The organism is Myxococcus sp. MH1, from assembly GCF_059738865.1.
This window is the reverse complement of record NZ_AP026947.1, coordinates 8,502,797-8,516,402: the sequence shown is the minus strand read 5'-3', so window position 1 is coordinate 8,516,402 and position 13,606 is coordinate 8,502,797. Positions and strand designations below refer to the sequence as shown.

12 protein-coding genes are annotated in these 13,606 nt (G+C 71.3%); 2 read left to right on the top strand and 10 right to left on the bottom strand.

Translation table 11 applies throughout. The features are described from left to right. Nucleotides 1-30: 30 nt before the first annotated feature. The 3 genes from AC6JA9_RS33480 to AC6JA9_RS33470 all read right to left on the bottom strand — a co-directional run bounded on the left by AC6JA9_RS33480 (nucleotide 31) and on the right by AC6JA9_RS33470 (nucleotide 2,642). Nucleotides 31-1,614 carry an HsdM family class I SAM-dependent methyltransferase gene (locus tag AC6JA9_RS33480; protein WP_141333196.1) on the bottom strand — a complete coding sequence of 528 codons (1,584 nt, stop codon included), beginning with the start codon at nucleotides 1,612-1,614 and terminating at the stop codon, nucleotides 31-33. A gap of 186 nt (nucleotides 1,615-1,800) precedes the next feature. Next, on the bottom strand, nucleotides 1,801-2,220 hold the full coding sequence (locus AC6JA9_RS33475; protein WP_223781704.1) for a DUF6691 family protein: 420 nt from the start codon (nucleotides 2,218-2,220) through the stop codon (nucleotides 1,801-1,803). Next, on the bottom strand, nucleotides 2,217-2,642 hold the full coding sequence (locus AC6JA9_RS33470) for a YeeE/YedE family protein (RefSeq protein ID WP_223781705.1): 426 nt from the start codon (nucleotides 2,640-2,642) through the stop codon (nucleotides 2,217-2,219). Before AC6JA9_RS33470 ends, AC6JA9_RS33475 begins: the two co-directional genes overlap by 4 nt. Nucleotides 2,643-3,116: 474 nt before the next feature. Between AC6JA9_RS33470 and AC6JA9_RS33465 the strand changes: the two genes are divergently transcribed. Then, a complete protein-coding gene (locus AC6JA9_RS33465) occupies nucleotides 3,117-3,368 on the top strand; it encodes a hypothetical protein (RefSeq protein WP_497958374.1) in 252 nt (83 codons plus the stop codon). 57 nt (nucleotides 3,369-3,425) lie between these two features. Beyond that, nucleotides 3,426-3,764 (top strand): sigma-70 RNA polymerase sigma factor region 4 domain-containing protein, encoded by a 339-nt coding sequence (locus tag AC6JA9_RS33460; RefSeq protein ID WP_426745279.1) that lies wholly within the window; start codon nucleotides 3,426-3,428, stop codon nucleotides 3,762-3,764. Nucleotides 3,765-3,788: 24 nt separating this feature from the next. Here AC6JA9_RS33460 and AC6JA9_RS33455 read toward each other — a convergent pair whose 3' ends face one another. From AC6JA9_RS33455 to AC6JA9_RS33425, 7 genes are all read right to left on the bottom strand, one after another. After that, nucleotides 3,789-5,420: a sodium:solute symporter family transporter gene (locus AC6JA9_RS33455; protein ID WP_497958373.1), complete on the bottom strand. Its 1,632-nt coding sequence runs from the start codon at nucleotides 5,418-5,420 to the stop codon at nucleotides 3,789-3,791. 13 nt (nucleotides 5,421-5,433) lie between these two features. Then, complete coding sequence (locus AC6JA9_RS33450; RefSeq protein ID WP_046715732.1) at nucleotides 5,434-5,712, bottom strand: DUF485 domain-containing protein; 279 nt, start codon at nucleotides 5,710-5,712, stop codon at nucleotides 5,434-5,436. Nucleotides 5,713-5,739: 27 nt separating this feature from the next. Then, nucleotides 5,740-7,704 (bottom strand): acetate--CoA ligase, encoded by a 1,965-nt coding sequence (acs, locus tag AC6JA9_RS33445; RefSeq protein ID WP_497958372.1) that lies wholly within the window; start codon nucleotides 7,702-7,704, stop codon nucleotides 5,740-5,742. A 24-nt stretch (nucleotides 7,705-7,728) separates the two neighbouring features. Beyond that, complete coding sequence (locus AC6JA9_RS33440) at nucleotides 7,729-8,661, bottom strand: porin (RefSeq protein WP_483578578.1); 933 nt, start codon at nucleotides 8,659-8,661, stop codon at nucleotides 7,729-7,731. A gap of 364 nt (nucleotides 8,662-9,025) precedes the next feature. Beyond that, nucleotides 9,026-10,384, bottom strand: coding sequence for a sigma-54-dependent transcriptional regulator (locus AC6JA9_RS33435; protein WP_223748054.1), 1,359 nt, complete (start codon nucleotides 10,382-10,384; stop codon nucleotides 9,026-9,028). Beyond that, nucleotides 10,381-13,362, bottom strand: coding sequence for an ATP-binding protein (locus AC6JA9_RS33430; RefSeq protein WP_426745283.1), 2,982 nt, complete (start codon nucleotides 13,360-13,362; stop codon nucleotides 10,381-10,383). Before AC6JA9_RS33430 ends, AC6JA9_RS33435 begins: the two co-directional genes overlap by 4 nt. Then, on the bottom strand, nucleotides 13,352-13,552 hold the full coding sequence (locus AC6JA9_RS33425; RefSeq protein WP_046715727.1) for a hypothetical protein: 201 nt from the start codon (nucleotides 13,550-13,552) through the stop codon (nucleotides 13,352-13,354). The genes AC6JA9_RS33430 and AC6JA9_RS33425 overlap by 11 nt, the downstream gene beginning before the upstream one ends. Nucleotides 13,553-13,606 lie beyond the last annotated feature (54 nt).

The following is a 13,606-nucleotide window of genomic DNA, read 5'->3' as shown; positions in this document are numbered from 1 at the left end:
GGGAAACCATGCGGGCCGCCCACCGCCTCGTCACTCCTGTCCGATGGGTGGCACTACCAGCGGCACCGGCACCACGCGTGAAGCGCCGAAGGCCGGTGCCCAGGTGCGCTGCACCTCGGGGCCGTTGAGGAATCGCACGATGGCCTTGAAGGCCTCCTCAGGACCTCCCAGCGTCTCCGCCCACTCGAGGCCTCGCGGCGACAGGTTGGGCACCAGCGGCCCCAGCTCCTCGGCGGACGCGGACGAGCGCGTCACGCGCAGGCCCTCGTCGCGCAGCCGCTTGGGAACGAACAGCGGCGCGAAGCGCGCGTGCCGGTGGTCGTGGACGCAGCCCTCCTCCTGCAGCAGCGCCGCGGACAGGGGCAGCTCTCGCACGTTGAAGAGCAGCTTCACCGCGCCCACGTGCGGGTCGTACGGCCCGCGCAGCCGGTGGTCTCCGCGCGGAATCAGCCGCCGGTCCAGGTAGCAGTACGCCCGCGTTTCTGGAGGCAGCGTGCCCCGGTGCCGAGCGCCGCCATACCGGAAGAAGGGCCGCAGGTGCCTGGCGTCCACCTCCAGCGCGGGGCCCACCTTCAGCGCGCGCAGCTTCGGGAGCAGCTCCTCGGACAGCCCATGCACCCGCGCGAAGTCCGGCAGGTCGTCCAGCGAGGACGCCGCGAAGGCGCGGATGCGCGCGAGCAGCCGCTCCGGGTCCGCGTCCACCAGGAGCTCGTCGAAGCGCGTCTTCACCCCGGGCAGGCTCACGGGGACGAGCGTGGTGAGCGGCTCGCCCTCCGCGCTCCACCGCGCGTCCAGCGCGCTCGCCTCCGGCGTCGTGGGTGCCAGCCGCCACTCGGGCGCCTCGGGGGTGAAGTGCTGCCACGCCCCCCGGCGCTCGAAGCGCGGCGGGTCCACGTGGCCCGGCAGCGAGGACCACACGGTGATGCAGGTGCGCACCTGCGTGCCGGCGAAGGCGCCCGGCCCCAGGTCCACCACCTCACGCAGCGTCAGCATGCGCAAGAGCGACTGGCGCAGGGGGGCGTAGAGGAACGCGTCCAGCAGGCTCGCGGGCGTGATGAAGGCGAGCACGCCGGGCCGCGTGGACAGCCGGTGCGCGGCGACGAGCAGGAAGAAGGCGAAGTCGTCGCGCAGGCTCGTGCCCGGCGGCAGCGCCAGCGGCAACAAGGCACGCAGCTTCGCGTACGCACCCGCGTCCTTCAGCACCGGCGAGGTGCCGTTGTAGGGCGGATTGCCCACCCACAGCTCGCGGTGCTCGGGCGGCGTGGCGGCGAGCATGGGCTCCAGCCCGCCTCGCAGCGTGTCGCCCTCCTTCACGTCCGCCTCGGGGACGCGGGCCTGACACAGCCGGGCCACGGCCGGGTCCAGCTCCAGGCCGCACAGGCGGGCTCCGGGCCAGAGCTTCGAGGCCGCCGACAGGAAGGCCCCGGCTCCACAAGCCGGGTCAATCACCGTGAGCGGCCCTGCTCCCAGGTGCGCCATCGCGAGCGATAGCGTGCGTTCCACCAGGGGCGCGGGCGTGAAGAACGCCCCCACCGCCTTGCGGTCGATTCCGGGGAACTGGTGGACGAGCTTCTCTTCGTCGACGTCCAGCAACCTATTCGCGGCGCGTGGCATTGAGGAGTCATCCTAGCCACCCCCGCCCCTCGCGGTGATCCACTCAAAGCTTTGCAAACGCACTCAAATGTCCGGATGTGATGTCCCAATCACTTCACATGCCCGGAAGTCTGAGATTTGGTGCCCCGCAATGCGTGACTTCAGCCCGCACCGTACACCCGTGAGGGTTGTGTGTGATGAGCCTGCTCACCCAGGTTGCTTCACCAGGGCGCGGAACACGCCCATACCGGCCACCATCCCCACCACGAAGAGCGCCACCGTCAGTCCGCCCACCGGCAACACCACCAGGGCCGGTCCCGGGCAGTAGCCCGACAAGCCCCAGCCCACGCCGAAGAGCACCGCGCCCGCCACCAGGCGTCCATCCACCGAGGCGGAGGGCGCCTTCGGGAAGGCGTCCGCCAGCACAGGGGCCGCGCGGCGGAGGATGAGCCCGCGCGCCAGCGCGTACGCGCCCAGCGCGCCCGCCATGACGAAGGCGAGGCTGGGGTCCCAAGCGCCCGCCACGTCGAGGAAACCCACCACCTTCGCCGGGTCCGTCATGCCGCCCAAGCCCAGCCCCAGCGCGAAGAGCAGCCCCGCGGCGCCCGCCGTGAGGGCCTGCTTCATGACGCACCTCCCACGAGATGCCGGGTGACGAAGACGGTGGCCGCGCCCGCCGCCATGAACGTCAGCGTGGCCACCAGCGAGCGCTTGGAGCCCCGCGCCAGGCCACACACGCCGTGGCCGCTGGTGCAGCCGCTGCCCAGCCGCGTGCCGAAGCCCACGCACAGCCCGGCGATGAGCGGGGTGGCCACCCCAGTGAGCACCGGCGCCCCGAGCACCTCCGGCCGCACGGCCGCGAGCACCAAGCCGCCCAGCATCAGCCCTCCGATGAAGGCTACGCGCCACCCGGTGTCACCCGACGCGGGCGCCCAGAGCCCACCGGCGATGCCGCTGATGCCGGCGATGCGGCCGTTGAAGAGGAGCAGGAGGGCCGCGCCCAGGCCCAGCAGGACACCGCCCAGGAGCGGAAGGAGGAACGTGTTCATCGATGCAGGCACCTGACGAGGAAGAGAATCGAGGCAAGCGGGTGCGACCGGCTCAGGAGCGTGGCACGCCGCCGGTCAGGATGTGAGAGCCCGCCCCCGGGAAAAGCACCCAGGGGCCCGTGTTGAGGCGGGTGGGTTCTCCCAGGCCGGCGGGCATGGCGCGCGGGCTCCCTCGGGGCCTCGACGCGCGGAGAGGACAGGGCCGCGGTGGTGAGACGAAGGGCGAAGGGGCGCGGCGACGCGGTGCTCGTCTCCGCGGCGACGCGGGGGGACCGGGAGGCGCTGCTCGCCCGATGAGCCTCCCCTCGGTGCACGGCTTCGGGCTGCTGCGCCTGTGCGGCTCCAGGGACCTGCTCCAGGAAACGCTGGTGACGGCGTTCCGGGAGCAGGCGCGGCTGTCGACATGGCTCTACCCGGTGGCGCGCGCTGACTGCTCACGGGAGCGCCGGAAGGAGGCGCGCGGAAGGGGCTCGCGTGTCGCTCGATGCGCCCGTGGCGCGGCAGGTGGTCTCCCTGAGCCGGCGCTCGACGACGTGGCGCACGCGCGTGAATCAGGCGCGGCCGACGGTCTCCCTGAGCCGGCGCTCGACGACGTGGCGCACGCGTGTGACTCAGGGATGGCCGGTGGTCTCCCCGAGCCCGCGCTCGACGACGTGGCGCACGCGCGAATCGGGGGCGGCCGGTGGTCTCCCCGAGCCCGCGCTCGACGACGTGGCGCACGCGTGAATCAGGGGCGGCCGGTGGTCTCCTCCGGGCCTGTGCTCGACGGCGTGGCGCACGCGCATGAATCAGGGGCGGCCGGTGGTCTCCTCCGAGCCCGCGCTCGACGACGTGGCGCACGCGCGTGAGTCGGGGGCGGTGCTTTGGGATGCGCCCGGGACACTGTCCACGTCGGACCGGGAGTCGCTGCGCCCCTGGGACGTGGAGGGCTTGTCCGCGGAGGAGGCCGCGCGCCCGTCGGGCATCGACGCGCCCGCGCACAAGCGCCGTCTGCACCGCGCGCACGCGCCAGCGGGAGCAGCGCTCCAGCGTGTCTGCTGTCAGGGATTGAGCAAGAGGGGCGGGCCCCGGGCCCCTTGGAGGCCCGGCGCCCACCCCCGCCCTCCTCCCCAGGAGCAGTGACGGAGGAGGGCTATCTCGATGGCATCAAGCCTTGCTGGGCGTGGGAGTCGGTGTCCGACCTGTGTGTTCCACCGAGGCCGCCGCGGCCTCGGGCGCCACCGAAGGCCTGCCCGCGCCCATGTGCATGCGGTGCTTCACCTCGGCGAAGCGCTCGCTGGACTCGCGCTCCGGGAACATCAGCGACACGAGCACCCCCACGATGAAAGCCAATGGCATGGTGATGATGCCTGGATTCTTCAGCGGGAACAGGGCGCTCGTGTTCTTGATCAGGTCCACTTGTACGGTGGGCGACAGGAAGATGAGCACCACCGCGCTGAACGAGCCCGTCAACATGCTCGCCACCGCGCCGTAGGTGGTGAACTTCTTCCACGCCATGGACAACAGCAGCGCGGGGAAGTTGGCGCTCGCGGCAATCGCGAACGCCAGCCCCACCATGAAGGCCACGTTCTGTCCCTTGAAGGCCACGCCCAGGATGATGGCGAGCACGCCCAGCAACAGGCTCGCCAGCCGCGCCACCTTGAGCTGCTCGTGCTCGGGGGCCTGGCCCTTGCGCACCACGCTGGACCACAAGTCATGGGACAGCGCCGCCGCGCCGGACAGCGTCAGGCCCGCGACCACCGCGAGGATGGTGGCGAAGGCCACCGCGGAGATGAAGCCCAGGAAGCCCGTGCCCCCCACAACTTCGGCGAGCATGGGCGCCGCCATGTTGCCGCCCTTGTCCACGCTCGTGATCGCCTGCCGGCCCACCAGCACCGACGCGCCGAAGCCGAGGATGAACGTCACCAGGTAGAAGTACCCGATGAGGCCCGTGGCATAGAACACGCTGCTGCGCGCGGCCTTCGCGTCCGGCACCGTGTAGAAGCGCATCAGGATGTGCGGCAGGCCCGCGGTGCCGAACATCAGCGCCAGGCCCAGCGAAATCGTCTCCAGCGGGTTGCTCACCAGCGTGCCCGGCGCCAGCGTCTTCTCCCCGTACTGGCGGGTGGCCTCGCTGAAGAGCGCCAGCGGGCTGAAGCCGAACTTGTAGAGCACCGCCAGCGCCAGCGCGGACGCGCCCGCCAGCAGCAGCACCGCCTTCACGATCTGCACCCACGTGGTGGCGATCATCCCGCCGAAGAGCACGTAGAGGATCATCACCGCGCCGACGATGACGACGGCGACCTCGTAGGACAGCCCGAAGAGCAGGTGGATGAGGTTGCCGGCGCCCACCATCTGCGCAATCAGGTAGAAGCTCACCACCGTGAGCGTGCCCAGCGCCGCGGCCAGCCGCACCGGCGTCTGCTTGAGCCGGTACGCCACGACGTCCGCGAAGGTGTACTTGCCCAGGTTGCGCAGGGGCTCGGCGATGAGGAACGTCACCACCGGCCAGCCCACCAGCCAGCCCACCGAGTAGATGAGGCCGTCGAAGCCCGACATGGCGACCAGGCCCGCGATGCCCAGGAAGCTGGCGGCGCTCATGTAGTCGCCCGCCAGCGCGAAGCCGTTCTGCAGCGCGCTCACCCCTCCGCCCGCCGCGAAGAACTCGGACGTCGTCTTCGTCTTGCGCGCCGCCCAGTACGTGATTGCCAGGGTGACGCCCACGAAGAGCAGGAAGAAGAGGATGGCCGTGGAGTTGGGCTGGCCCAGCTGCGTGCCCGTTGCCGAAGGGGGATTCATGCGGATTCTCCTCTCAACGACGCAGTTCGCGCAGGGCCCGGTCGTACTTGCCGTTCGCCCAGATCATGTAGATGCCCGTCAGTGCCCAGGCCGTCACGATGACGAGCGCGCCCAGGAGGATGCCCACCGACAGACCGGGGACGAGCTGCTGGCCCATCAACGGCTTGTTGAAGGCCACCAGCAGGATGAAGCCGAAGTAGGCCACCAGCGTGGCCACGGTGAGGACGGCGGCCACCCGCCAGCGCGCGGCCGCGAGTCTTTCCAACGCCTCTTCTTGAGATGGGGAGGACATCGCTTGAGCTCCGGGTAGGGGTGGGAATCAGCGCCGCGCCTGCACGGGCGTGGCCTTGGTGAGCAATTCGTCCAGCACCGTCGGGTCCGCCAGGGTGGTGGAGTCACCCAGGTTCTCCGTCTCGCCCGACGCAATCTTGCGCAACATGCGCCGCAGGATCTTGCCCGAGCGCGTCTTGGGCAGGCCGTTGACCACCACGACGCGGTCCGGCGTGGCGATGGGGCCGATGACGTGACGCACCTGCTCCTTGAGCGCGCCCACCATCTGCTCGCTGGAGGTCTCCTGCCAGTCGGGCTTCACGGTGACGAAGGCGCACACGCCGGTGCCCTTGATGTCGTGGGGGAAGCCCACCACGGCGGCCTCGGCCACGGCCTCGTGCGCCACCAGCGCGCTCTCCACCTCCGCCGTCCCCAGCCGGTGGCCGGACACGTTGAGCACGTCGTCCACGCGGCCCGTAATCCAGTAGTAGCCGTCCTCGTCGCGCCGGCAGCCGTCGCCGGTGAAGTACAGGTTGGGGAAGCGCGAGTAGTACGTCTCCACGAAGCGCTGGTGGTGGCCGTACAGCGTGCGCGCCTGCCCCGGCCACGAGCGCGCCAGGCACAGGTTGCCGCTGACGCCGTTGCCCTCGATGACGCGGCCCTCGTCGTCCAGCAGCACCGGCTCCACACCGAAGAAGGGCAGGGTGGCGCTCCCCGGCTTGCACGGCGTCGCGCCCGGCAGCGGGGAGATGAGGATGCCGCCCGTCTCCGTCTGCCACCACGTGTCGATGATAGGGCAGCGGCCCTCGCCCACCACGTCGTGGTACCAGCGCCATACCTCCGGGTTGATGGGCTCGCCCACGCTGCCGAGCAGCCGCAGCGACCTGCGCGAGGACCTCTTCACGAAGCCGTCGCCCTCCTTGATGAGCGCGCGCAGCGCGGTGGGCGCGGTGTAGAGGACGGTGGCCTTCACGTCGTCCACCACCTGCCAGAGCCGGCCGGAGTCCGGATAGGACGGCGTGGACTCGAAGAGCACGGTGGTGGTGCCGTTGGTGAGCGGGCCGTACAGGAGGTAGCTGTGGCCCGTCACCCAGCCCAGGTCCGCGGTGCAGAAGTGCACGTCGTCGGGGCGCACGTCGAAGACGTAGTGGTGCGTCGTCGCCGCGTACACCAGGTAGCCGCCCGTGGTGTGCAGCACCCCCTTGGGCTTCCCGGTGGAGCCGGAGGTGTAGAGGATGAAGAGCGGGTCCTCCGCGTCCATCCACTCGGCCGGACACACGCCGCGGTGGCGCGACATCTCCTGGTCCAGCCATGAATCACGGCCCTCCACCATGGGCACCTCGCGCGAGGTGCGGCGCACCACCAGCACGGAGGACACCTGGGTGAGCCCCTCCACCGCCTCGTCGGCGATGGCCTTGGTGGGCACGCTCTTGGGACCGCGAGGCCCCTCGTTCGCGGTGACCAGCACCCTCGCGCCCGAGTCCAGGATGCGCTCGCGCAAGGACTCCGACGAGAAGCCCGCGAACACCACCGAGTGCACCGCGCCGATGCGCGCGCACGCCAGCATGGTGTACGCCAGCTCCGGAATCATCGGCAGGTAGATGCAGACGCGGTCGCCCTTCTTCACGCCGTGGGCCTTGAGCACGTTGGCCACGCGTCCCACGTGGTGCTGCAGGTCGCGGAAGGTGATGGTCTCGTACTCGCCCGGCTCGTTCTTCGCCCAGATGATGGCGGCCTTGCCGGAGCGCTCGCGCGCGTGGCGGTCCACGCAGTTGTAGGCCACGTTGAGCTTGCCGCCGCTGAACCAGGAGAAGTCCACCTGCTCCGCGTCCACCTCGCGGATGGCCTCCGGCGGGTGGAACCAGGTGAGCCTTTGGGCCTGCTCGCCCCAGAACGCCTCGGGCTCGCGCAGGCTCTTCTCGTGGAGGGCGCGGTACTCGTCGATGCTCTTCACGTGCGCCTGGCGGGAGAAGTGCTCCTTGGGCGCGACGAACGAATCCTTCTGGGCAGTCATCGGGGGTCCTCGACGGGCAGGGGGTCAGTAGAAGAACTGGAGCTGCGCGGTGCCGGTGACGCCGGTGTCCGCGTTGGACAGGTCGCCCACGCGCGCGATGGCGACCTCGGTCCTCAGGTTGAACGTGTGCTTCTGGAACCAGACGTTGAAGCCGGGCCGGAAGATGAGCGAGTCCTGGTTCGTGACGCGCGAGTTGAAGTACTCGACGGACACCAGGGGCTCCACCTTGGCGATGCGGTAGCCCAGCTCCGCCTGGACGCCCGTGCCGCTCTGCGGGTTGTCCATGCCCTGGCGGTAGTGGAACACGCCCGTCTGGAACACCAGCTCCTGGTCATGGCCCATGGGCCAGTCCAGGAACGTGTCCGCGGAGAAGGCCACCGAGTCGTGCACGCCCGACGCGGTGGCGATGGCGGAGGGCTGGTAGTCCGCGCCCACGCCCACGGACAGGTGCGGCTTGTCGGTGAAGTAGATGCCCTGGAAGAAGAGGTCCTCCTCGCGGGTGAGGAAGTTCCAGCGCACCATCGCCACGCCGCGCGGCAGGTCATCCGGGTTGACGGTGGGCGCGTCCTCGCGCTTGGTGCCCTCGGCGCCGTTCATGATGGCCGCGCGGAAGCCCACCGGCCCCGCGAAGCCGCGCAGCTGCACGCCCATGTCCCGCCATATCTTCCCCACCCCCGCGGTGAAGCGGATGACGCTCGAGTGGTAGTCCACCGAGTTGAGCGCGATGGCGCCCTGGAGGTTGTGGCGCGAGAACGGGGCGATGAGCATGCCCACGTCCACCCAGAGCTTGTCCGCGAACTCGTAGGACACGAACGCGTCCTGGACGAAGAAGTCGACGTTGTAGTTGTTGTCCTTGCCGAAGTTGGGCTGGTCCGTCTCCATGAAGAAGGACAGGCGCTTCGTCACGTTGCCATAGACGAGCAGCCGCACCCGGCGGATGAAGAAGTCCGTGCCCACGCCCCCGCTGGGCGCCCCGTCCTTGATGACCTGTGCCTGCGATTGGAGCAGCAGGTTGATGTTGAGGTTCGCTTCGTCGTTGATGGTTATCTTGCCTGCGATTGCGGAGCCCAGCGGGAGGAGGACCACGGCGAGCGCGACCAGGAGCGGCGACGAGCGCAGGGGGGAGGGGGGCATGCACCCTCCTTGAGCAACACTCCGGCCAACCCCGCCTCCGACAAGATTCGGGACGTTGCAGGTTGGCTCGGCGCGTCAGGGTGTTACGGAAGGTGACGTGTGCGTTACCTCGGTAACGAATCGCGCAATGCGTCGTAACGAATCGTGCGCAAGCGACCTGTCGCGTCGAGGACGGCGCGGCGGTGCGTCATGCGCGGGTGCGAGGGAGGCCGAGCTTCTGGCGCTTCTCCCACAGGGCCTTGCGGCTGATGCCCAGACGCCTGGCCAGCTCCGTCTCGCCCATGTGCTCCTGGTTCTCGAGCACGAAGCGGCGGAAGTACTCCTCCATGGAGCCGCCGCCCGTCTCCTCGGGCTCCGGCTCGGCGGGCTCGGCGGCGTCGAGCAGCTCGCCACCGGGCAGCTCCAGCGCGAGCAGGTCCGGGGTGATGACGGGGCCCTCGGAGAGGATGACGGCGCGCTCCAGGGCGTTCTCCAATTCGCGCACGTTGCCGGGCCACGGGTGCGTCATCAGGGCCTGGAGGGACTCGGGGGACAGCGTCGCGGGCGGGCGGCCGATTCTGCGGCATGCCTTCTCCAGGAGGTACTTCGCCAGCACGGGCAGGTCCTCGCCGCGCTCGCGCAGGGGCGGCAGGCGGATCTCCACCACGCGCAGCCGGAAGTAGAGGTCCTGGCGAAATGCGCCCTCCTGCACGCGGCGGGGCAAGTCCCGATGCGTGGCGGCGACGATGCGCACGTCCACCTTGCGAGGCCGCGTGGAGCCCACCCGCCGCACCTCTCCGTCCTGGAGCATGCGCAACAGGCGCGCCTGCGCGGGCGCGGGCAGTTCGCCCACCTCGTCCAGGAAGAGCGTGCCGCCGTGCGCGGCCTCCACCAGGCCCGCGTGCGCGGTGAGCGCGCCGGTGAAGGCTCCCTTCTCGTGGCCGAACAGCTCGCTCTCCAGGAGGCCCTCGGGGATGGCCGCGCAGTTGACGGAGATGAGGGGGCCGTCCGCGCGAGGGCTCTGCGCGTGGAGGGCGCGCGCCACCAGCTCCTTGCCCGTGCCGGACTCCCCGAGCACCAGCACGGTGGCGGGGGAGGGGGCCACCTTGCGCAGGCGCTCGAAGACGTCGCGCATCGCCGCGGAGCCGCCCACCATCCCGCTCACCGAGTAGGACTGCTCCACCTCGCGCTTGAGGGCCGCGTTCTGCCGCGTGAGCTTGCCCTCGCGCAGCACGCGCTCCACCTGGAGGAGCAGCTCGTCGTGGTCGAACGGCTTGGCGATGTAGTCCACCGCGCCCAGCTTCATCGCGTCCACCGCGGATTTCACCGTGGCGTAGCTGGTCATGATGAGCACCGGCACCCCGGGACACAGCGCGATGACGTCCGTGCCCGGCGCGCCCGGCAGCCGCAGGTCCGACAGCACCAGGTCGAAGGAGTCGAGCGCGTAGTCGCTCGCGGCCTCCTGCACCGCGCCCGCCTCGGACACGTCGTGCCCGGCGCGCACGAGCAGCCGGCGCAGCTCCGTGCGGATGATGGGCTCGTCCTCGATGACCAGGATGCGGCTCACAGGGTGGCTCCCGGGACGGGACGCGCGGGGGGCGGGTGGCTTCGCGCGTCGGGCAGGCTCACCGTCACGCTAGTCCCTCCCCCGGGCCGGTTGTCCACCTGGATGGTGCCGCCGTGCTCGCGCACGATGCCCGCCACCAACGCGAGCCCGAGGCCCGTGCCCTCGCCCGGCTGCTTCGTCGTGAAGAAGGGCTCGAAGACGCGCTGGGTGAGCTCCGAGGAGATGCCGTGTCCCCGGTCCAGCACGCGCAGGTGCACGCGGCCCTCCTGGGCCTGCGCCTCCAGCTCCACGCGCCCACCCTCGGGCGAGGCATCCACCGCGTTGGTGAGCAGGTTGACGAGCACCTGCTCCAGCCGCTGCGCGTCGCCCAGCACCACCAGCCCCTCGGCGCCGCGGTGCTCGAAGCTCACCCCGCGGGAGCGCGTCGCCGAGCGCGCCATCCGCGCGAGCTGGAGCGCCTCCGCCAGGAGCGGCCCCACCTCCACGCGCGCGAAGGGGCGAGCCTCGCCGCCCACGGTGCCGGCGTGGCTGAAGCCCACCAGCGCGCGGACGATGGCGTCGATGCGTCGGCACTGCTGGAGGATGAGCCCGGTGCGCTCCTTCACCGCCTCCGCGTCGTCCAGCTCGTACTTGAGGTTCTGCGTGAGGCTGGCGATGGCCGTGAGGGGATTGCCAATCTCGTGCGCCACGCCCGCCGCCACGCGGCCCAGTGAGGCGAGCCGGTCCTGGTGCGCGAGCTTCGCGTCCACGGCCTTCTTCTCCGTCAGGTCCTCCACGAGCAGCGCCATGCCCTCGGACGTGCCGCCGCCCTCCTCGTCGGGTGTCAGTCGGGAGCGGTGCAGCCGCAGCGTGCGCTCGGCGCCGGCCACGACGACGCGCGTCTCGGTGTCGGCCTCCGCGCCGGCCGAGAAGGCGGACAACAGCGAGCCCCAGGGCGCGGGGAGGTCCCCCAGCGGGTGGCCTCGCGAGGCGTGCTCGCGCACCCCGGACAGCCGCTCCAGCGCGGCGTTCCAGATGACCACCTCACCGTCGGGCCCCACGGTGCACACCCCCAGGGGCAGGTCCTCGAGGATGCGATTGAGGTAGCGCCGCACCGCCTCCACCGCGCGCACCGGGCCCTGCATGCCGCGCGCGTCGCGCAGGCGCTCCTCCACGAAGCGCAGCTGCTCGGCCAGCGCCGCGCGGGTGCCGGGCTCCAGCCGCAGCGCCTCCGCCACCGTGAGCCTCGCGAGCACCGGACCCAACAGGCCCGAGAGGTTCCGCTCCACGCCGTCGCGCAGGCGGCGCAGCTCGGAGGGGCGCCGCTCGTCCGGGGACATGTCGAGCGACTCCAGCGCGCGGTCCACCTCCGCCGACGCGGCCTCCTCGCCGAGCAGGGGTGCCAGTCGCTCGCGGAACTCCCGCGGCGAGCCGGCCTCCACGCCGCCGGACACGAGCCCGGGGCCTTCCCGCGTGCACGCCCGCGCGGCCTCGGTCTCCGCCTGCGATTGTCGGGTGACCAGGGACACGCCCACGAAGGCGAGTGTGTTGAGCGTCAGCGACGCGAAGGTGGAGAAGCCCCACGGCTCGTCGCTCGGGAAGCCGAGCAGCGCCGAGACGCGGTGGGTCCACGCCACGACGCCCGGCGAGGCCCACAGCGGCACCACCAGCGTCACCATCCACAGCGCCGCGCCCGCGCCCAGGCCCGCGAGCAGCCCCGCGCGCGTGGCCCGCTTCCAGAAGAGCAGCCCCAGCACGCCGGGCGCGAACTGCGCCACCGCGACGAAGGACACGAGGCCCAGGTCCACCAGCCCCATCCCCCGCGTGTCGAGCAGGCGGTAGAAGCCGTAGCCCGCCAGGATGATGAGCGCGATGAGCAGCCGCCGCGCCCAGAGCAGCCAGCCGTACAGGTGCGGCTGGCCGCGCGCGTAGCCCAGGGGCAGCACCAGGTGCGTCAGGCACATGGGCGCCAGGGCCAGCGTGGTGACGATGACCATGGCGCTGGAGGCGGACACGCCCCCCAGGAAGGCCACCAGCGCCAGGCCCGTCGCGCCGCGCGAGGCGGGCACCGCGAGCAGGTGGAAGTCCGCGGGCCAGGGCAGCCCCAGCGCCTCGCCGCTCCACAGCACCACGGGGACCGCGAGGTTCATCACCAGCAGCACCAGCGGGAAGGCCCACGTCGCGGTGGACAGCGCGTCCTTCTCGGGCGCCTCGGTGAAGGCGACGTGGTAGCTGCGCGGGGTGAGGAACGCCGCCGCGCACGAGAGCACCAGCAGGGGCGCCCACGACGCCTCGCGCGCGGGGCGCTGCAATTGCTCCACCGCCTCCGGATGCGCCTCCAGCCACGTCCACAATCCGTCCACGCCGCCGAACACCTGCGACACCGCCCACGCGCCCACGGCGACGAGCGCCACCACCTTCACGGCGGACTCGAAGGCGATGGCCAGCATCAGCCCCTCGTGTCGCTCGCGCGGGGTGAGGTGGCGCGCGCCGAAGAGGACGGAGAAGACGACGAGCACCGCGCAGAAGCCCATGCCGACGAGCGTGGGCGAGGCCGACGGGCTGAGCACCTTCGCGGACTCCACCACCGCGCGCACCTGGAGCGCGAGATAGGGGAGGCTGCCGGCCAGCATGAACAGCGTCACCGCCGTGCCCGTCGTCTGTCCCGGGTAGCGGAAGGCGAGCAGGTCCGCGAGCGAGGTGAGCTGCAGCTCACGCGTCAGTCGCAGGAGCGGGCGCCACAGCACGGGCACGAGCAGGCACGCCAGGGTGACGCCCAGGTAGATGCCCAGGTAGCGGTAGCCGTGCCGGGCCGCGTAGCCCACGCTGCCGAAGTAGGACCAGGACGTGGCGTAGACGCCCAGGGCGAGCGCGTACACCAGCGGGTGCTGGGTGATGCGCGAGGAGATGAGGCCCCGCTCCGCCGCGTAGGCGACGAGGAACAGCACGAGCAGGTAGACGACGGACGCGGCGACGAGCGAGCCCAGCTCAAGCGTCATGGCCACCGCCCCGGTACGCGGCCCAACCGCCCAGGGCGATGACGCCCAGCCAGACGACGAAGGGCAGGTAGCCGGGCGCGTCCTCCGCCAACCACAGACGCCGGAGCGGCGAGCCGAAGAGCAGCACCGCGATGGCGAAGACGAGCAGCGACGGCATCGCGGGCGCGTCCGGCTCCGTGGGGCGCTTCATGGCGGCCGAGGATAGCAGCGCGACGGCGGGTGGGTGACAATGCGGTGACACGCT